This window comes from Bacillus cereus (assembly GCF_002567495.1).
Lineage (GTDB): Bacteria > Bacillota > Bacilli > Bacillales > Bacillaceae_G > Bacillus_A > Bacillus_A cereus_AQ.
In genome coordinates this window covers 13,281-29,001 of record NZ_NVAP01000049.1, presented here as the reverse complement: position 1 = coordinate 29,001, position 15,721 = coordinate 13,281, and the positions used below count along the sequence as shown (strand labels likewise).

The following is a 15,721-nucleotide window of genomic DNA, read 5'->3' as shown; positions in this document are numbered from 1 at the left end:
AACAGGATTTTCTCAAGGCGGAAACAAAATACGAGGGAAGAATATTGCATTTTTGTGTTATACTTAGATGTGACTCGTATGTGGCAAGTGTTTCCTAAGTCTAGGTTAGGGAACGGTTATTAAGGTGAGTGTAGGAGCCTCCTTGATAACACGCTCATATGGGTCTTTTTTCGTTCATTTTTTTGTTAAACAAATTTTATCACGAATTTTTACAATTTTAACAAAACACTTGCAAATTAAATATTGAGAAAGTTTTTTTATCGCTATAAATCAAGATTTCGGTGCATATGCAATTTTGCATATCAACTAATAATTTAATAGTACATGAATATTTTACCACTTACAGAACAATTGTTCTATATTTATTTTTACAGATAGCTTAGAAGACAAAATTTTATACAATGTCATGTTACCAACCAAATATGGTATAGTGATAATTTGGTAATTATACTCAAAACTATGAAAAACACAGTCGGTCAAAACATTCAACGTTTAAGAAAAGCTTATGGTTTAACACAAGAACAATTATCTGAAAAGACACGTATTACTCGTGGTCAACTCAAGAACTGGGAAACAGATCGATATGAACCGGATCTTGGAAGCTTGAAGATTCTTGCTTCATTTTTTAATGTTACAACAGACACGCTTCTCGGCTTCGAGAACGAACAGAATGACCCTTTGCTAGATTTACTATTAAGTGACATTCAAAAGGACTACAGTAAGCTAGACGGGCGTGAACAAGGGCAATACGCAAGACATATAGCTGTTTACTCTGACATGTTACTTAGAAATAAGGACTTGTTGTAATATAATTCCACTATAAAAGAAATGTTTCCCAGTTAATAGCGGTAAAATATTACATTATTTTACTCTTTGTGGAAGAGGACTGTTAATTAGTTCTCTTCTTTTTTATTTTTACCTAATAATGCATCTAAACGTTTTTGGTTTTCCTCTAAATCTTCAGTGGCTTGTCCATTATCTTCCACAATTGCTGATACATTCTCTTCTTCTCTAACCCAATCAGGAACCATCTCAGTACGTATTTGCTTAGATCCTGATACTTTAGCTTTACCTGTTCTTGCTTTCTGTTTCTGGCCAAGCTTAGACATCTTTTCTTCCACAACTTTGATTACATAGTTTTCTGCTGCAATTAGATCCGTAGTTCCGATCGCTTTACATTTAGAAATAACATCGTGGATAGCTTTAATAGTTTTTGTGTTTGTAATCTCTCGTTCTTGAATCTTTTGATCCATTAAATTAAGAATCATAGATTCAGTAACAGGGTTAGTTATAATTTCTTCTTCTTCTTTTTCTTTAATTAAGTCTTTTTTAATAATATCTTTCTTATCTCTTGATTTTGAGGTCTTCATTTTGAGGTCTTGAAAATCAAGTCCCCAAATTTGACCGTGTTCTTTTTCAGCATAAGCAAGGATTTCTTTACGTTCTTCATCTGTAAAAGGCTTAATACGATAGTAGTATTCGTAATCCCATTGCTTACCTACACGGAACTTATATTCAATGATGTAGTTAGCATCCATTAACTCTTTCCAAGCGTTCTTTACAGATGTTTCTTTATTTTTACCGTAACGTTTATATAACTCTGTTTTATGTAGTTCCCACTCTTCTGTGTTGTATGACCAAAGGTTAACGATCAACCCTAATGCTTGTAATGAAATACATTCTTCTGGATCGTCATTGTTATTTCGCGTTTCAACTGCAACCGCTGTTACGTTTGGTACTTCCACATATTCTCTTTCTAATTTCCATTTCTTCATTTTAGCCATAATAAAAAATCCTCCATTTTCTTACCCCGACAAAAATTGGGTATAGCAAAATAAAGGATTTGTATTTACGTTTTTTTAAGTTTATGATACTATCAAAGTATCAATTAAATTAACGTATGTACAAAACCTCTGTTTCCGGTTTTTAAATGGCGAGTGGCGACCAACCTTCTACCATCTAAAAACTTTCGTCGGGGGTTTTTTTATTTTTATATAAAGTTAGTTGTTTAAAAATTTATGTATATATCCCTCATCATAACAGAACTTTGTTGAAAAAAGAAGAATACAAGAGAAAAAGGTTGAGAGCTGAGAAGCTCTCTTTTTTGTTTTTAAAAGTTATCGATCAAGTTTTCAATTAATTGACGTTTCTCAGGAGGTAATTTATTTATCTTCTCCATAAGATCAGCAGCTTCTTTTGAAATTTTCTCTGACTTATCTCTATCTAATATTTTATGTTCTGATAATCCATATAGGTAATCAACAGAAACATTTGTTACACGAGCAATCTTTTCAAGTATATCTCGACGCGGTTCTCTTTTATCGGATTCATATAATGAAATTGCTGTAAAGTTTACACCGATCGCTTCAGCTAGTTCATATTGTTTCATATCTTTTTCTTTACGAACTTGTTTGATTCGGCTTCCCATTGTTTCAGCCATTCTTTATTTCCTCCTTTCTTCTTACTATTTATGTCAAGATTCATAATGAATTAATCTTTATCTTCATCTTATTTTTATATACTTAATGTACACCAAACGTTTACAAAAAGACAAGTTTTAATTTTTTTAAATAAAATACTTTACATTTCGTAAAGTATCATAGTACAATAAGCCTATCAGATGAAGATGAAGAAAAAGATGAAGATGAAACTTTACATTCTGTAAAGAATATTTTTTAACGTAAACTTTACGTTTTGTAAAGTTAGTATGGAGGTGTTGACGTTTGGTAAAGAATGAAGAGTTATCAGCTCGTGAAGCGAGAAATGCATACATGAAATTGTGGAGGGCTGAAAACAGAGAAAAGGTTAAAGCAGCAAATCAACGATACTGGGCTAAAAAATCCAAAAGAATGAAGGTTTCTGAAAAGGAGGAGTAAGTGATGGAAGAAAATACATTCTCATTATTAATGGTAGCGGTAACGATCGCTACAGTAATGTCGCTTGCAGCTTGGCTAGATGAACCGATCAAAAGATTTTTAGAAAAATAATGAAGGGAAGGTAAAAGACAATGACACCTGAAGAGTTGTTCGAAGAGAAACAACATTTAGTTAAAGCAGCAATTAAACAAAGGTTTGGCGGTTATAGTAACGCAAGTAAAATTGCGAGAATTAATAATATGGAACTGGATGATTTATTCCAGATAGCAAAAGTTGAATTATGGAGATTATGTTTAGAATATGATTCTGAACGGTATGAAACATTTAATCCATACGCAATTATAACTATTAAATGGAAAATGAGTAAAGAGCTTCATGAAAAAGGGATGCCAATCAGAATTAGTAGCTCGGTTAGTCCTGAGGAAAGGAATCAAATTGATTTTCATTCTATTGATATACAAATAGAAGGTGACGAAAAAGATGGTTTTTTCGCAGTATCTGAAATAAATGTAGAAGATGAGGTATTAACATCTATCGAATATCAGGAAGTAATGGATTTATTAACTCCAGAAGAACAATTCGTATTGATGAAGAAAAGTTTAGGTTATTCGGATGAAGAAATAGGTAAAGAAATAGGGAAGAGTAGAATTTTTGTATGTAGGTTAAAAACTGCATCATTTAAAAAGGTTAATCCTGATTATAAACCGATTGGGAGATCTTCTTTATTATCAGAATGTAAAACTAAAAAAAACCACCTGCTCCAACAGGTGATCTAGATAAAATCAATTTTCAAGATGATTATAGCACGAAATAAATTTATATCAAAAAGGGAGTTGTAACTATGGATGTAAATATCAGTGTTAATTATAAAGATTCAGAGATTAATGGTTTCTTCAATGAGATTGAACAAATGAAAAGACAACGTACTGTATTAAAAGAAAAAATCGATGAAAAAACGGAAGCAATTATTAGTCATATTAAAAAGCACGGAAACGTACTTGCGTATAAAAATGATGTAGCACATGTCTTATCGGTTGCCGGACGAACATCTACAAAATTTGATAAAGCGGGATTTGCAGCAAAAATAGACCGGCCACAATCTGAATTAAAACCAATCGGTATTGCTGAACTTGTGGAAGAAAAGAGAACTACATCGGATGAAATGAAAGAATTCTTAAATGATGAAGTAAAAGAAGTTTTAAAGGCTCGTAAAGCAAAGAAAGCAGAAATAGATTTGTTAGGGGCTAGGGCAGTCATAAATATATAGAGGGGTGAACTGCTAATGAATAATAATTCCATTAATCAGTTATTAGCTGAAAAAGTTATGGGATGGCATTTACGAAAGTTAGAACATGTAGATGCTTGGATTGATGAACAAGGAAACTGGATTTTAAAACAAATGTGGAAGCCTACAACCAATATTCAAGATGCATGGTTAGTTCTTGAAAAGTTCGATTTTGCAAATGTAGAGCGTGTAACAGGTTATGGGGATTTCTATAAGGTGAATTTATCAGTTCCAGAATTAGATGGAACGTATAGTGAAGTAGAAGTGAAATCTACAACTGCACCAATGGCAATATGCATGGCTGCCTTAAAATCTATAGAGGAGGCCATATAAATGAATATTAAAGAAGTGAGTAAAGCTGTACAAGCTATCAGGTTAGCAGGTAATGAAGATGGCATTATAAGTATTCGTGGAAAAGAGGTCCATCTAAGTAATGAAGTATTCGAATCGGTTTTACCTGAATACCGAAACAAGCCGATTATTGCAAAGCGTGAATCAGAAGAATATCCATATGAATTGGCTTTTATAAGTGACAATGTAATTTATTACTCTATCTACACTTATGAAAGGATGGAAGATAAGTTTGGAGGGATTCCAAATAGTAGAAAACTTAATGGTAGTCGGGAATCGTCAGGATTCAGTTTTAAGTGATGTTATGAGTGATTGCGCAAGTTGTGGGAAAGAAATTTACTTTGGTGAAGAGTACTGGGACATTGATGGTGATTACATACACGATGAAACAGATTGCATCAAACAATATGTAGAGTCTCATTCCATAAAGAAAGTGGCAGGTGAGTAAATGAACGCTGCTATTGAAGAATTAGAAAAGTCATTAAGTGTGGAGCAACGGAGATTAGGCGAACACGAACGAGAATTAGAGCGGCTAATAGAAAAGAAGCCTATTGTTGAAAAGAATATTCGGGAAAGTACAGGTAGAATATTTGATCTTGAAGCTTCAATCTTTATTCTGAAAGGCATGGAAAAGGGGTAAATAACATGTTTCCTGCAAGGCTTAGAGAGATAAGAAGAAAGAAAGACCTTACTCAACAAGAATTAGCAGAAATGATTAATAAAGATAGATGTACGATTTCAAATTATGAAATTGGAGATTCTAAACCTACCATTTATGTATTATGCGATTTAGCAACAGCTTTAGGTGTATCAACAGATTATTTATTAGGAAGAGTAGAGGTGAATTAATTGAAAACTAGAAACGGTACTGAAATTACAAAAAGTAAAAAAGCAAAAATTATCATCTATTCAAAACCAGGTAACGGTAAAACAACAGTTGCTGGATTATTACCAGGAAAAACATTAGTACTTGATATTGATGGGACGAGCCAGGTTTTAGAAGGATATGAAAATGTAGATGTGGCGGAGATTGATAAAAGTAATGCACATGCTAGTATTCTAGAATTCTATGCACATGCTAAAGCAAACATTAATAAATACGACAATATCTTTATTGATAATTTAACGCATTACCAAAAATTATGGTTACTAAACAAAGGCGAGAAAACAAAGTCTGGAAGACCAGAATTACAACATTATGCTTTATTGGATGACCATTTACTAAGAATAGTAGAAACATTTAATTCATTAGATGCAAATGTTATTTTCACAGCTTGGGAGACAACAAGAAATATCACTCACGATGATGGACAGCAATATACGCAATTCATTCCTGATATTCGGGATAAGATCGTTAATCACATTATGGGAATCGTTCATGTTGTCGGTCAATTAGTTAAAAAGGCAGATGGTACAAGAGGATTTGTTTTAGAAGGTAATCAAAGTGTATTTGCTAAGAATCATTTAGATAAACGTAAAGGTTGCATACAAGAAGAATTAATAGCACCATCCACAAATTAAATAAACCAAATAAAAGGGAGAGATTTAAATGTCATTTTTCAAAATGGATGAAGTAGAAGAGGTAAAAGGTTTTGGAATTATTGCTAAAGGTGAATATGAAGTAACTGTAACTAATGCTAAAGGTGAAATTGCTAAATCAAGCGGAAAACCTAAACTTGAAATAGATTTTGAGATTCGTAGTGATGTACCGCAAAATCATCAAGGTGCAAAAGTTTTATACAATACGTTTACTTTTGAACATCCAACAGCGAAAGGTCTTGCTAAATCATTCTTCTTAGCTTGCGGAATGCCACATAATTACGCTCCTGCAACAATAGAACAAATGGCGAATGATGTATATGGAAAAAATTTAATTATCTATGTTACGCATAAAAAACAAGACGATGGACGAGAATTCCCAAAAGCTTCTAGTTACAGAAAATCTGAGGTTGACGCTCCACAAAAGCAAGCTCCAGTAACTATTGGTGATTCAGATTTACCATTCTAAATAAAACTTAATAGAGAGGTTGGTTTTAACCGACTTCTCTTTTTTATACCCTAAAAGGCTAATCGGAGGGCGAAATGAAAAAGAATCCATACAATTTTAATGAAATTCCTGCCGAGTTAAAGGCCCTTCCTCAATGGATTTTGTGGAAGTTCGAAACACGAAATGGCAAGCAGACAAAAGTTCCGTGTCAGGTAACTGGCGAAATGGCTCAAGCAAATAATAGACGTACTTGGTCGACATTTGCATCAACAGTCAAATTTTACTTAGAAGGTGACTATGACGGAATAGGTTTCGTGTTTAGTAGGCAGGACAACTATATAGGAATAGATATTGATAAGTGTGTTGTGGACGGAAAGACAAATGCTTTTGCAACAGAAATTATCGATACATTAGATAGCTATACAGAGTTTTCACCATCTATGAAAGGCATCCACATCATTATCAAAGGTAGCCTTCCACAATCAGTATTAGGTACTGGAAGGAAAAATACAAAACACGGTTTAGAAATTTACAGTTACGGTCGATTCTTTACCTTTACTGGAAACCGTGAAAATTCTAATGACGTATACGATCGTACGGATGAACTAGCAGAAGTGTTTGAACAATATTTTGATGATAGCGACATTCAAGGGCGCGTCAACTTAGCGGAATTTGAAAAAGACGAAATCAAAATTTCAAACGAATCACTTTGGGAGAAAATGTTCCGTAGTAAAAATGGTGATGAAATTCGTTCATTGTACAATGGCAACTTAATAAATGAGGACCATTCAGCGAGTGACCTTGCTCTATGTAATTACTTAGCATTTTGGACAGGTAAATCAGCAACTCGAATGGATGCAATGTTTCGCGAAAGTAGCTTAATTCGTGATAAATGGGATGTTATTCATTTTAGCGATACAAACGAAACATACGGTGAAAGAACAATAGGAGTAGCCATTTCCTCCACATCTACAACTATCTTAGACAACAAACAGCAATTCGAAGAATTCTCATTTAATTTTATTAATGAAAATATAGCTGAGGTTGTGGAGGACAAGCCCAAGAGGAAATTCAAACTTACTGAAATGGGAAACGCTGAACGTATCGCATACGAATATGGACATGTGATCAAATATATTAACGATGTTGGTTGGTATATATGGGACGGAAAGCGTTGGAAAGTGGATACGAAAAAAGAAATTGAAAGAATTACAGCCAAAGTTTTACGCAGCCTTTCTAAATCGGATGATGAAGCAGAATCGAAATGGTCACGTATGTGTGAACGTAGAAATATCCGAATGAATAGCATCAAGGACCTTATGCCGTTGGTTCCAGGAGAACGCGGGGATTTTGATACACACAAATACCTGTTAAATGTTGAAAACGGCATTGTTGATTTAAAGACAGGTAAGCTGCAGCAACATGATCGGGAACTTGGATTAACTAAAATCACCAATATTGCGTTTGACGAAAATGCAAAATGTCCTGAATGGCTTAATTTCTTAGATCAAATTTTCCAAGGTGATAAAGAACTAGCTGAATACATGCAGCGGTTAATCGGTTATTCTCTCACCGGAGAAATCACAGAACAAATCATGGTGTTCCTAATCGGTGGAGGTTCAAATGGTAAGTCCACATTCATCAACATAATCAAAGACATTATGGGTGATTACGGCCGACAAGCTAAATCAGATACTTTCATTAAAAAGAAAGAAACTGGGGCCAACAATGACATCGCAAGATTAGTTGGATCTCGTTTTGTATCGGCAATCGAAAGTGAAGATGGGGAACAACTATCTGAAGCCTTTGTAAAGCAAATAACAGGCGGTGAGCCAGTATTAGCGCGTTTCCTTAGACAAGAGTTCTTTGAGTTCATACCAGAATTTAAAGTCTTCTTCACTACAAACCATAAGCCAGTAATTAAAGGGGTAGATGAAGGTATATGGAGACGTATTCGTTTGATTCCGTTCAATCTACAATTACCAAAGGAAAAACGTGATAAGAAATTACCTGAAAAACTAAGTCTTGAAATGCCAGGCATTCTAAACTGGGCGATTGAGGGTTGTCTGAAGTGGCAGCAGTCGGGACTAAACGATCCAGCAATTGTTATGAAAGCAACAGGCGATTATAAAGAAGAAATGGATATACTCGGGCCGTTCATGTTCGAATGTTGTTTCAAAAGAGAAGATGTTCAGGTCGAAGCAAAAGACTTATATGAAGTTTATGCAAATTGGTGTTTTAAAAATGGTGAACATCAATTAAAAAATAGAGCGTTCTATCGAATTTTAGAATCACAAGGATTCAAGCGAGAACGTGGCAACCGAAATAAGTATTTCATCAAGGGTGTTACTTTAGCAGACCGAAAAGATACGTTTAAACAGCAAAAGTTACTAGAAAACGATGAAAATAGCGAAAGTGTTACTAAAAGTAACACATTTAAAATCTCTTAAAACCCTTATGTACCAAGGGTTCAAGGTACTTTTCATACTCTTTTTGTTACTTTTGTTATTAAAAATATATATAAACAAAAAAATAATATATATATAAGTACTTATTAGGAGCGTTTATACCCAAAATGGGTAACAAAAATAACAAAAGTGGTTCAATCCCTTGTGGCTCTAGGGCTGAAGCGTGTTACTTTTTAGTAACACATGGCGATTTTAGGTGTTTTTCAGTAACAGTTTAGTAGTTTCTGATAACAGAGGTGATAGATTTGAAAGTTTTAGAAATTATAAGTTCGATTTGGAAATCAGGTGCAAATATCTATCTTGATCCGAAAGATAATCGAATTGGAATAACAAGACAGAATTTAATTCCAGCGGAAGTTATGCAAGCTGCCGAGAAAAATTTCAATGGAATTGATGCTTGGTTCAAGTCCTGGAAGGATGCAAATAACGAAAAAGTTACAATCCTAAAGATCTTCTATCAATTTTGTGGATGGCAGCATAACCAAAAGTTAAATGAGTGGTTAATTGTGGACGAAGAATCATTACAAATGTTCTATGAATGGACGATTGTACTTGCGAATAACGGATGGACAGACATGTATGAAGATTATCGACCATTTGAAAGTGATAAATCTAATGAAATTGCAAGAAAGATATATGAACGTGCGGTTTTATATGCAAAGAGAGGGGCTTGAAAATGAGAGAAATTAAGTTTAAAGCATGGGACAAAGCGGATAAAGAAATGTACGAGGTTGGTTATATTGATTTCCCTAGCAAGAAAATACAGCTAGCAAGTATTCGTGATGAGATTTGCTACAAAGCGTTTGAAGTCGACATGAATGAAATTGAAGTCTTACAATACACGGGATTAAAAGATAAGGAAGGAAACGGGATTTATGAAGGGGATGTTTTGAAATTTAGCGGAAATGTAGTGGGTTTAGGGATTGTCAAATACAACGAAAATTTCGCTACATTTCAAGCATGCAACGGAAATAGCGGATGGTTATTTGGGAATGAAAGCGGAACTAGTATAGAGATTATAGGTAATGTATACGAAAACCTAGATTTGGTGGGGGCATCTAAATGATTCGTTTCCATTACACAGATAAAGAAATAGAAAAAATCCTTAAAACACTAACAATCGTGATTGATACTCGCGAAAACGTAAATGGTCATATCCTTGATTACTTACATCAAAAGGGGATTCCAATTAAAAATCAAAAGTTAGATACCGGTGATTACGGCTGCATGATTCCTAAAAATGAAGAACTTGGAATACCTCGTGATATTTACTTAGATAGCCGAGTAGAACGGAAAGCCCACATGGATGAGATAACAGGTAACTTACAAAAAGATACGCAAACAGCGTTTGAAAATGAGTTAATTCGGTCAAAAGACATCCCCTTCACTCTAATTGTGGAGGACCTAAAGGGTTATGAAAAGATGTTAAAAGGGCAATATCGTTCGAAATACAATCCTTTAGCATTGCTGGGACGACTTAATACATTTAAAGCAAAGTACGGATTTGAAATTGTGTATTTAGATAACAAATACAGTGGTAACTGGATATATTATCACTTTTATTATCGGGCAAAACTTTACCTTAAAACAGGTATTTTCTAAGCAAGGAGAAGCAATGGATAGGAAACAAATCTACATCGATGTCTTGATACATAAGGGAATTTACAAAGAAGAAAAAACAGGACGTCAGCTGTATGAAATGGATGAAAAAGAGTTATGGAGACTATTAAAAGGGGATGGGGAGAATGAGAAAAGCAATTGAAGAGTATATCGAACAGTTACAGTTATCAGCAGTGGAAAACAGAAAGAGAGCGGACAAGGCTTATGATGACGAGGATTTAGGATTGGCTGGATATTATAAAGGGCAATGGATTGCGAGTGAGGAAACGGCAGTTAAATTAACGGTTATCTTATCTAAATACAAGGAGGAAGAACAATGAAATATACGGAGCATGGAACGTTTGAAGTAACCCAATTATTAGCAGAGGCAAAGGAGAATGAAGAGAATGGCAAATAAGATCGTTGTTTATACGAAGAATGTATGTGCAAATTGCGACCAAGTAAAGTGGGCCCTAGATGCTGCGGGTGTTGAATATGAAACTCGCAATATTGAAGAAAACAAAGAGTATGTAGAGTGGTTAGCAGACAAGAATTATATGAGTGTGCCGGTGACAGTGTTCCCAAGCGGGAGAGAGTTAGTTGGATTTGAGTTTGGTGATTTTGCACGAGAATTAGGAAAGTAAAGGGGTGTTTGGATGAAGGCTGAACATATCGAACTGTATGAACAAGCGCTACATCACGAACAAGGACAATCTAGTAAATGGTTTTGCGAGGTTAATAATTTAGAAGTGCAATTACAAATAGCGAAGTCGCATTACAAGCACCATACGGAAGAAAGAGATAGATTACAAAACTTAGTTACGAGATGGAAGGGGCACAAAAATGAAGTTAAGAGTGAAAATTAAACGAGTGAAAGATGTGAAACTGCCAAAATACGCAAAACCGGGAGATAGTGGTTTCGATCTAGTTGCAGCAGAGGACACGGTTATATGGCCAGGAGAAACAAAGGTTGTACCAACTGGATTAGCTTTTGAAATCCCACCAGGATATGAATTGCAGGTGCGTCCGCGTAGCGGTATGACGCGTAATACAAAGTTAAGAGTTGTTCTTGGTACGGTGGATAGTGGTTACCGTGGAGAAGTTGGGGTGTTGGTTGATAATACTGAAATTCCTAAAGTGGCCAATATGCAAGCGCAAGTAATTGAAAAGGGAACTCGAATAGCTCAAGGCATCATAGCGCCAGTAATAACAGCTCATTTTGTGGAGGTGGACGAACTATCAGATAGTGAACGTGGTGATGGTGGGTTTGGGTCTACAGGCAATAAATAATATAAGAGGAGCAACATCATGAAATGGTTGTCTTATGTATATATTCTTCAAATGTGTTTCGTGCCAGCGTTAACTTATCAAATAATCGTGAATTTAATTTTAAAAGATAAAGTAAATCCTATATCAATATTCGCGTTAATCCTATTGATTTGGGCGATACCTAGATTCAATCCTATATGGAATGAACTAATAGAAAAATGGAAAAAGAAATAAAACAAAATTTGAATTTTGTCTAAAAGTGAGGTGTAAGAGATGGATTCAAGACGTTTAGCACAACAAATAATAGAAAAGCAATGTAATAACGTATCTGAGCTGATTCGAATTAAAGAAATATTGCATTCAGTACGAGATAGTTTAACAGATAAAGAAGAAGTTAAAAAACTAAGCAATGCAATTTCGAAGCTAGATGAACTTATAGAAACTTTATAAAAGCGTTATTTTAATCGAAAAGGGGAATGGGTAATGAATAAAGTTGAATTTAATCAAGATAGTTTTGGACAACAATTAATTATTACGGGTTTAGCAAGATTAGTTGAGAAGGAAGGTTTAACACCGCATGAAGCGTTTGGTGTTTTAAGACTCATTCAAAACAATACTTTTCATGCATTAGCTGATTTACACAAGGAATATAAAAGAGCAGCCAGCAAAAGCTAACTGCTCAACAAAGGAAAACAGAGAAAGACTACCATGTATCTACAGTATTGACGGAATATTGAGTTTTATTCAGAAGGGACCGAAATATTGTGAGTAATTTTAACGGGGAGAAGTTAACGGAACTTCGGCATTTATTCGGAATGAATCAAGGACAAGTTTCTGAATTGTTAGGTGTTGATATTAATAAGTTGATTGAGATAGAGCGATCAAGAATCATTCCATCGTTTAATCAAATACAAGTGCTTTGCAAGAGGTTTCATGTTAAACCAAAGTATTTTTATAGCGAATCATTTGTAACTAGCGTGGTAAATCCGAGTTATATTTCTTTTCGATATTAATAAGGAGGTAGAGGGAAATGATTGAGATTAATCTTAAAAGCGGAAGAAGTTTAGGGTGGATATTTGATACTGAACAGGAAATGAAAAAAACGTGGGAACAAATGAAGAAAGTGGATTATACCAAGAAAGGTGCTATTGAATGTAATGGAACTTTAATTCCTTATAGTAGTATTGAATTTCTAAAAATAAAGAAAAACTGAACAAAATAATCCTTTGAATAGAAAGTGAGGTTAGAAGAATGTACTGTAAACCGATCAATAAAAAAGATTGTAAAACGTTTGATGACCACGTTAGGAGATTAACAGATATCTTTCTAGATTGTGGAAGCTTACAAGTATTAGAAATGGAAACAATTAAAATTTGTAAAGAAAGCAACTTTGATATTAAAGAAATGGTGAGACATGTTCAATGGATGATTGAGGATTTGATTTAAGGAGGTAGAGGAATGGGTAGATATAAAAAGGTTTTACATTTAATGTCTTTGATTGAATTCGTTGAAGGTGCAAATATTGAATTTAATTATTTTGATGAATGGTCAATTGAAAAAATCGATAAAGAAATCGAATTTTATGAATGTGTTTCTGGAAAATAGGAGTTATAGGAATGGAAAAGGTTAATTTTCATTCCTCACGAAAAAACGGATCTATATAATAAGGAAATTAAACGTTTAAATTAATTTCGAATGTAATAAGTCTTGGGCAATATAAAACGTCTAAAAACGTGTAATAACACTGTATAAAATGATTCATCGGTTTGAGGTGAAAATACAAGGGGGAAAAACGATGAAAAAGCATAAAAAACGTAAAGTTAGAAAAGCAATTGCTCGTAGAGGTAAATTATTTGATAAACAAAGAACGAATGAGGCATGGAGAAACATTTTTGTACAAGCTGGCATCCTAAAATAAGTGAGGTGGCATACACATTGCTAGAATGGTTAAAAGATTATCGGAATCTAGAAGATAGAATTTGTTATCTAGAAAACAATTTATTAAGAAGTAAACGTGAACTGAAACGTTGGGTATATGGTGACTTGCAAGATGTTCGATTAACTGAAGGTTCAGAAGGAACGAAACTAGAGGATCGTATCGCTGCCATCGAATATGAATTAGCTCATACAATGAATGACATGCATGAATTAAGAGTAATGATTAGTAAGTTTGAAGGGTTGGACAATAAAATCATTCAAAAGAAATACATCGATGGGATGACATTAGAACAAATAGCATACGATTTAGATTACAGTCCATATTACATTAAACGTAAACATGCTGAGATAAGGAAAGTCTTAAAGTTTGTGGATGCATTATAAAAGGTTACTTTTTAGTAGGTCACCTTTAGGTAAGGTACTTTGTGGGTAACGAAACCCTTGTAAAAATGAGTTATAGTAATAACATAAAGAATTAACGAAAAGGCAACTGAACGAAACGGTTGCTCTTTCGTTTATGAGTGGATATTAAAATATCACGTACCGGACTATTTTTATAAATGATATGCATAGACAATAATGTATACATTTTATGTTAGGTAATTAGAAATGGATATAATCATAAGACTTTCTGTAAGAAGACTATATTCTTACCTATTTACCTATAATTACATTTTTACTAATTTATTATGATATCGATATTGATTTAAAGTGAATTAATAAAATTATAGCATCCATTCGGGTGCTTTTTATTTTGGAGGAGGATGAATGATGAAATTTAAAGAGATGCTTGAATGTATGGATAAGAATTGTGGAACTGTTGTTGTTACTAAGCACCTTGACGGATTAAAGTGCGTTAGATGTGGAGGTCCAACGATGCCGAAGAAATTCGCACCATTAGAAAAGAAAGAAGAGAAATTAGTAACGGTTGAGCAAACCATTATTAATAATAAAAAGAAAGAGGTTTACAAAGAACTTCAACAACTCGCACATTTAATAAAAGATAAACGACATGAAATTAATTTAATGTTAGGAAATATTAGTCTTGAAGAAAATGATGTAGTGGACGAATTTATAATCGATGTTGTTACGAAGAACAGAATTCCTTCTGATTTTGTTTTGTCAGAGGAAATGGAACAGTACTTATTAAAAGAAGGTATTGAAGAATTATTGAAAAAGCCTAGTGAAGTCGATGCGGAAAAGTTAGCTAAAGAAATTAGTGAAAAGATGATTAAGAAAGCTAAAAGTGAAATTCGAATATAATGGGTGAGGATAATTCATGCAACCTCTAACGATACAAGAGATTAATAAACTATATGAACAAGATAATATCATTAAGTTCTATAAGCATCCATATTGGCGTAAGCACATAAGATTGTTAGCGCTCGAACGAGATAACAGTGAGTGCCAAGAATGTAAGCGTAAAGGTAAGTATAGCAAGGGTAGGAACGTCCATCACATCAAGGAGTTACGTGACAGACCAGACTTAGCTTACACATTAAGTAACCTAGAAACACTATGCATTCAATGCCATAACAAAGAACATGGCAAAGATAAGAACATAGTGAAGAAGCGCTGCACGATAGTAGATGAAGAGAGGTGGTAAGTGTGGACAGCCTAACGTTACAAGGTAACACGTATGACTTAGATGTTATTAAACGTTTAGTTGTTGCTGATTTACTTAAGATGACTGACGAAGAACACGCAACATATGAACGATTCAATAAAGATATCTATAAGACTTATGTACAGATACGACACATACACAAGCCTAAAGCATGTGAGAAGTTATCACTCGAGAAGGTTAAAGCGAACCTAAGAGATCATTGGTTAGAGATATACTTAAACCTAACAAGACAAGAAGCCGAAACAGTTATCGAATACGCTGAACTATTCTTCGGTTTAGCAATCAAATAAATAAATTTAAAGTAAAAATTTTCAGCTTCAC

Annotated in this window: 34 protein-coding genes; 32 read left to right on the top strand and 2 right to left on the bottom strand. The window is 34.0% G+C overall.

The features are described from left to right. Positions 1-459: 459 nt before the first annotated feature. Positions 460-807, top strand: coding sequence for a helix-turn-helix transcriptional regulator (locus tag COK05_RS24500; protein WP_097981750.1), 348 nt, complete (start codon positions 460-462; stop codon positions 805-807). A gap of 86 nt (positions 808-893) precedes the next feature. Here COK05_RS24500 and COK05_RS24495 read toward each other — a convergent pair whose 3' ends face one another. Next, on the bottom strand, positions 894-1,784 hold the full coding sequence (locus COK05_RS24495) for a hypothetical protein (RefSeq protein ID WP_098614610.1): 891 nt from the start codon (positions 1,782-1,784) through the stop codon (positions 894-896). Between the two features lie 326 nt (positions 1,785-2,110). Further along, a complete protein-coding gene (locus COK05_RS24490) occupies positions 2,111-2,440 on the bottom strand; it encodes a helix-turn-helix transcriptional regulator (RefSeq protein WP_098614609.1) in 330 nt (109 codons plus the stop codon). A gap of 283 nt (positions 2,441-2,723) precedes the next feature. On the opposite strand from COK05_RS24490, the gene COK05_RS31440 reads away from it, so the two are divergent. The 31 genes from COK05_RS31440 to COK05_RS24350 all read left to right on the top strand — a co-directional run bounded on the left by COK05_RS31440 (position 2,724) and on the right by COK05_RS24350 (position 15,690). Further along, on the top strand, positions 2,724-2,876 hold the full coding sequence (locus COK05_RS31440; protein WP_176539460.1) for a hypothetical protein: 153 nt from the start codon (positions 2,724-2,726) through the stop codon (positions 2,874-2,876). A 131-nt stretch (positions 2,877-3,007) separates the two neighbouring features. Beyond that, positions 3,008-3,652: a sigma-70 family RNA polymerase sigma factor gene (locus tag COK05_RS24485; RefSeq protein WP_098614608.1), complete on the top strand. Its 645-nt coding sequence runs from the start codon at positions 3,008-3,010 to the stop codon at positions 3,650-3,652. A 65-nt stretch (positions 3,653-3,717) separates the two neighbouring features. Beyond that, a complete protein-coding gene (locus COK05_RS24480) occupies positions 3,718-4,143 on the top strand; it encodes a hypothetical protein (protein WP_098614607.1) in 426 nt (141 codons plus the stop codon). 15 nt (positions 4,144-4,158) lie between these two features. After that, positions 4,159-4,494, top strand: coding sequence for a BC1872 family protein (locus tag COK05_RS24475; protein WP_098614606.1), 336 nt, complete (start codon positions 4,159-4,161; stop codon positions 4,492-4,494). After that, positions 4,495-4,812, top strand: coding sequence for a hypothetical protein (locus COK05_RS24470; RefSeq protein WP_098614605.1), 318 nt, complete (start codon positions 4,495-4,497; stop codon positions 4,810-4,812). A 4-nt stretch (positions 4,813-4,816) separates the two neighbouring features. Then, on the top strand, positions 4,817-4,960 hold the full coding sequence (locus COK05_RS24465) for a hypothetical protein (protein WP_440898756.1): 144 nt from the start codon (positions 4,817-4,819) through the stop codon (positions 4,958-4,960). After that, on the top strand, positions 4,961-5,152 hold the full coding sequence (locus tag COK05_RS24460; protein ID WP_098614603.1) for a hypothetical protein: 192 nt from the start codon (positions 4,961-4,963) through the stop codon (positions 5,150-5,152). It abuts the gene before it with no gap. A gap of 5 nt (positions 5,153-5,157) precedes the next feature. Next, positions 5,158-5,361: a helix-turn-helix domain-containing protein gene (locus COK05_RS24455; RefSeq protein ID WP_098614602.1), complete on the top strand. Its 204-nt coding sequence runs from the start codon at positions 5,158-5,160 to the stop codon at positions 5,359-5,361. Next, a complete protein-coding gene (locus COK05_RS24450) occupies positions 5,362-6,033 on the top strand; it encodes an AAA family ATPase (RefSeq protein WP_098614601.1) in 672 nt (223 codons plus the stop codon). 28 nt (positions 6,034-6,061) lie between these two features. After that, on the top strand, positions 6,062-6,520 hold the full coding sequence (locus tag COK05_RS24445) for a DUF669 domain-containing protein (RefSeq protein ID WP_098614600.1): 459 nt from the start codon (positions 6,062-6,064) through the stop codon (positions 6,518-6,520). A 74-nt stretch (positions 6,521-6,594) separates the two neighbouring features. After that, on the top strand, positions 6,595-8,949 hold the full coding sequence (locus COK05_RS24440) for a phage/plasmid primase, P4 family (RefSeq protein WP_098614599.1): 2,355 nt from the start codon (positions 6,595-6,597) through the stop codon (positions 8,947-8,949). 263 nt (positions 8,950-9,212) lie between these two features. Next, complete coding sequence (locus tag COK05_RS24435; protein WP_098614598.1) at positions 9,213-9,641, top strand: hypothetical protein; 429 nt, start codon at positions 9,213-9,215, stop codon at positions 9,639-9,641. Between the two features lie 2 nt (positions 9,642-9,643). Then, positions 9,644-10,033: a YopX family protein gene (locus tag COK05_RS24430; protein ID WP_098614597.1), complete on the top strand. Its 390-nt coding sequence runs from the start codon at positions 9,644-9,646 to the stop codon at positions 10,031-10,033. Further along, positions 10,030-10,569 (top strand): ERCC4 domain-containing protein, encoded by a 540-nt coding sequence (locus tag COK05_RS24425; protein ID WP_098614596.1) that lies wholly within the window; start codon positions 10,030-10,032, stop codon positions 10,567-10,569. Before COK05_RS24430 ends, COK05_RS24425 begins: the two co-directional genes overlap by 4 nt. Positions 10,570-10,582: 13 nt before the next feature. Next, complete coding sequence (fbpA, locus tag COK05_RS24420) at positions 10,583-10,729, top strand: Fur-regulated basic protein FbpA (protein ID WP_098614595.1); 147 nt, start codon at positions 10,583-10,585, stop codon at positions 10,727-10,729. Beyond that, positions 10,713-10,907 (top strand): hypothetical protein, encoded by a 195-nt coding sequence (locus COK05_RS24415; RefSeq protein WP_098614594.1) that lies wholly within the window; start codon positions 10,713-10,715, stop codon positions 10,905-10,907. The genes fbpA and COK05_RS24415 overlap by 17 nt, the downstream gene beginning before the upstream one ends. Positions 10,908-10,973: 66 nt before the next feature. Next, a complete protein-coding gene (locus COK05_RS24410; protein ID WP_098614593.1) occupies positions 10,974-11,210 on the top strand; it encodes a glutaredoxin family protein in 237 nt (78 codons plus the stop codon). A gap of 12 nt (positions 11,211-11,222) precedes the next feature. Further along, positions 11,223-11,432, top strand: a complete 210-nt coding sequence (locus COK05_RS24405) for a hypothetical protein (RefSeq protein WP_098614592.1) — start codon at positions 11,223-11,225, stop codon at positions 11,430-11,432. Next, positions 11,410-11,856 (top strand): dUTP diphosphatase, encoded by a 447-nt coding sequence (gene dut / locus COK05_RS24400; RefSeq protein ID WP_098614591.1) that lies wholly within the window; start codon positions 11,410-11,412, stop codon positions 11,854-11,856. The genes COK05_RS24405 and dut overlap by 23 nt, the downstream gene beginning before the upstream one ends. 18 nt (positions 11,857-11,874) lie before the next feature. Then, positions 11,875-12,069, top strand: a complete 195-nt coding sequence (locus COK05_RS24395) for a hypothetical protein (protein WP_098614590.1) — start codon at positions 11,875-11,877, stop codon at positions 12,067-12,069. A 39-nt stretch (positions 12,070-12,108) separates the two neighbouring features. Beyond that, positions 12,109-12,285, top strand: a complete 177-nt coding sequence (locus tag COK05_RS31435; protein WP_176539464.1) for a hypothetical protein — start codon at positions 12,109-12,111, stop codon at positions 12,283-12,285. A 33-nt stretch (positions 12,286-12,318) separates the two neighbouring features. Next, entirely contained in the window at positions 12,319-12,510 is a 192-nt protein-coding gene (locus tag COK05_RS24390; protein WP_098614589.1) for a hypothetical protein, read from the top strand. Between the two features lie 89 nt (positions 12,511-12,599). Next, positions 12,600-12,848 carry a helix-turn-helix domain-containing protein gene (locus tag COK05_RS24385; protein ID WP_098614588.1) on the top strand — a complete coding sequence of 83 codons (249 nt, stop codon included), beginning with the start codon at positions 12,600-12,602 and terminating at the stop codon, positions 12,846-12,848. A 17-nt stretch (positions 12,849-12,865) separates the two neighbouring features. Next, the gene (locus COK05_RS24380) at positions 12,866-13,048 is read left to right on the top strand and encodes a hypothetical protein (RefSeq protein ID WP_021728831.1); all 183 of its coding nucleotides are present in this window, start codon (positions 12,866-12,868) and stop codon (positions 13,046-13,048) included. Between the two features lie 38 nt (positions 13,049-13,086). Further along, a complete protein-coding gene (locus COK05_RS24375; protein WP_098614587.1) occupies positions 13,087-13,281 on the top strand; it encodes a hypothetical protein in 195 nt (64 codons plus the stop codon). Positions 13,282-13,293: 12 nt separating this feature from the next. Continuing rightward, positions 13,294-13,440, top strand: coding sequence for a hypothetical protein (locus COK05_RS31430; RefSeq protein ID WP_176539463.1), 147 nt, complete (start codon positions 13,294-13,296; stop codon positions 13,438-13,440). A 190-nt stretch (positions 13,441-13,630) separates the two neighbouring features. After that, the gene (locus tag COK05_RS24370; protein WP_098614586.1) at positions 13,631-13,753 is read left to right on the top strand and encodes a DUF3983 domain-containing protein; all 123 of its coding nucleotides are present in this window, start codon (positions 13,631-13,633) and stop codon (positions 13,751-13,753) included. 17 nt (positions 13,754-13,770) lie between these two features. Further along, positions 13,771-14,157 (top strand): DUF1492 domain-containing protein, encoded by a 387-nt coding sequence (locus COK05_RS24365; RefSeq protein ID WP_098614585.1) that lies wholly within the window; start codon positions 13,771-13,773, stop codon positions 14,155-14,157. Positions 14,158-14,544: 387 nt separating this feature from the next. Then, complete coding sequence (locus COK05_RS24360; protein WP_098614584.1) at positions 14,545-15,036, top strand: hypothetical protein; 492 nt, start codon at positions 14,545-14,547, stop codon at positions 15,034-15,036. A gap of 16 nt (positions 15,037-15,052) precedes the next feature. Beyond that, positions 15,053-15,379, top strand: coding sequence for an HNH endonuclease (locus COK05_RS24355; RefSeq protein WP_098614583.1), 327 nt, complete (start codon positions 15,053-15,055; stop codon positions 15,377-15,379). A gap of 2 nt (positions 15,380-15,381) precedes the next feature. Further along, entirely contained in the window at positions 15,382-15,690 is a 309-nt protein-coding gene (locus COK05_RS24350) for a hypothetical protein (RefSeq protein ID WP_098614582.1), read from the top strand. Positions 15,691-15,721 lie beyond the last annotated feature (31 nt).

What these genes read in the sequence shown, in the direction of transcription:
- COK05_RS24500 (WP_097981750.1), top strand. Translation starts at nt 460, where the DNA reads ATGAAAAACACAGTCGGTCAAAACATTCAACGTTTAAGAAAAGCTTAT.
- COK05_RS24495 (WP_098614610.1), bottom strand. Translation starts at nt 1,784, where the DNA reads ATGGCTAAAATGAAGAAATGGAAATTAGAAAGAGAATATGTGGAAGTA.
- COK05_RS24490 (WP_098614609.1), bottom strand. Translation starts at nt 2,440, where the DNA reads ATGGCTGAAACAATGGGAAGCCGAATCAAACAAGTTCGTAAAGAAAAA.
- COK05_RS24485 (WP_098614608.1), top strand. Translation starts at nt 3,008, where the DNA reads ATGACACCTGAAGAGTTGTTCGAAGAGAAACAACATTTAGTTAAAGCA.
- COK05_RS24480 (WP_098614607.1), top strand. Translation starts at nt 3,718, where the DNA reads ATGGATGTAAATATCAGTGTTAATTATAAAGATTCAGAGATTAATGGT.
- COK05_RS24475 (WP_098614606.1), top strand. Translation starts at nt 4,159, where the DNA reads ATGAATAATAATTCCATTAATCAGTTATTAGCTGAAAAAGTTATGGGA.
- COK05_RS24470 (WP_098614605.1), top strand. Translation starts at nt 4,495, where the DNA reads ATGAATATTAAAGAAGTGAGTAAAGCTGTACAAGCTATCAGGTTAGCA.
- COK05_RS24465 (WP_440898756.1), top strand. Translation starts at nt 4,817, where the DNA reads ATGAGTGATTGCGCAAGTTGTGGGAAAGAAATTTACTTTGGTGAAGAG.
- COK05_RS24460 (WP_098614603.1), top strand. Translation starts at nt 4,961, where the DNA reads ATGAACGCTGCTATTGAAGAATTAGAAAAGTCATTAAGTGTGGAGCAA.
- COK05_RS24455 (WP_098614602.1), top strand. Translation starts at nt 5,158, where the DNA reads ATGTTTCCTGCAAGGCTTAGAGAGATAAGAAGAAAGAAAGACCTTACT.
- COK05_RS24445 (WP_098614600.1), top strand. Translation starts at nt 6,062, where the DNA reads ATGTCATTTTTCAAAATGGATGAAGTAGAAGAGGTAAAAGGTTTTGGA.
- COK05_RS24440 (WP_098614599.1), top strand. Translation starts at nt 6,595, where the DNA reads ATGAAAAAGAATCCATACAATTTTAATGAAATTCCTGCCGAGTTAAAG.
- COK05_RS24430 (WP_098614597.1), top strand. Translation starts at nt 9,644, where the DNA reads ATGAGAGAAATTAAGTTTAAAGCATGGGACAAAGCGGATAAAGAAATG.
- COK05_RS24425 (WP_098614596.1), top strand. Translation starts at nt 10,030, where the DNA reads ATGATTCGTTTCCATTACACAGATAAAGAAATAGAAAAAATCCTTAAA.
- fbpA (WP_098614595.1), top strand. Translation starts at nt 10,583, where the DNA reads ATGGATAGGAAACAAATCTACATCGATGTCTTGATACATAAGGGAATT.
- COK05_RS24415 (WP_098614594.1), top strand. Translation starts at nt 10,713, where the DNA reads ATGAGAAAAGCAATTGAAGAGTATATCGAACAGTTACAGTTATCAGCA.
- COK05_RS24410 (WP_098614593.1), top strand. Translation starts at nt 10,974, where the DNA reads ATGGCAAATAAGATCGTTGTTTATACGAAGAATGTATGTGCAAATTGC.
- COK05_RS24405 (WP_098614592.1), top strand. Translation starts at nt 11,223, where the DNA reads ATGAAGGCTGAACATATCGAACTGTATGAACAAGCGCTACATCACGAA.
- dut (WP_098614591.1), top strand. Translation starts at nt 11,410, where the DNA reads ATGAAGTTAAGAGTGAAAATTAAACGAGTGAAAGATGTGAAACTGCCA.
- COK05_RS24395 (WP_098614590.1), top strand. Translation starts at nt 11,875, where the DNA reads ATGAAATGGTTGTCTTATGTATATATTCTTCAAATGTGTTTCGTGCCA.
- COK05_RS31435 (WP_176539464.1), top strand. Translation starts at nt 12,109, where the DNA reads ATGGATTCAAGACGTTTAGCACAACAAATAATAGAAAAGCAATGTAAT.
- COK05_RS24390 (WP_098614589.1), top strand. Translation starts at nt 12,319, where the DNA reads ATGAATAAAGTTGAATTTAATCAAGATAGTTTTGGACAACAATTAATT.
- COK05_RS24380 (WP_021728831.1), top strand. Translation starts at nt 12,866, where the DNA reads ATGATTGAGATTAATCTTAAAAGCGGAAGAAGTTTAGGGTGGATATTT.
- COK05_RS24375 (WP_098614587.1), top strand. Translation starts at nt 13,087, where the DNA reads ATGTACTGTAAACCGATCAATAAAAAAGATTGTAAAACGTTTGATGAC.
- COK05_RS31430 (WP_176539463.1), top strand. Translation starts at nt 13,294, where the DNA reads ATGGGTAGATATAAAAAGGTTTTACATTTAATGTCTTTGATTGAATTC.
- COK05_RS24370 (WP_098614586.1), top strand. Translation starts at nt 13,631, where the DNA reads ATGAAAAAGCATAAAAAACGTAAAGTTAGAAAAGCAATTGCTCGTAGA.
- COK05_RS24360 (WP_098614584.1), top strand. Translation starts at nt 14,545, where the DNA reads ATGAAATTTAAAGAGATGCTTGAATGTATGGATAAGAATTGTGGAACT.
- COK05_RS24355 (WP_098614583.1), top strand. Translation starts at nt 15,053, where the DNA reads ATGCAACCTCTAACGATACAAGAGATTAATAAACTATATGAACAAGAT.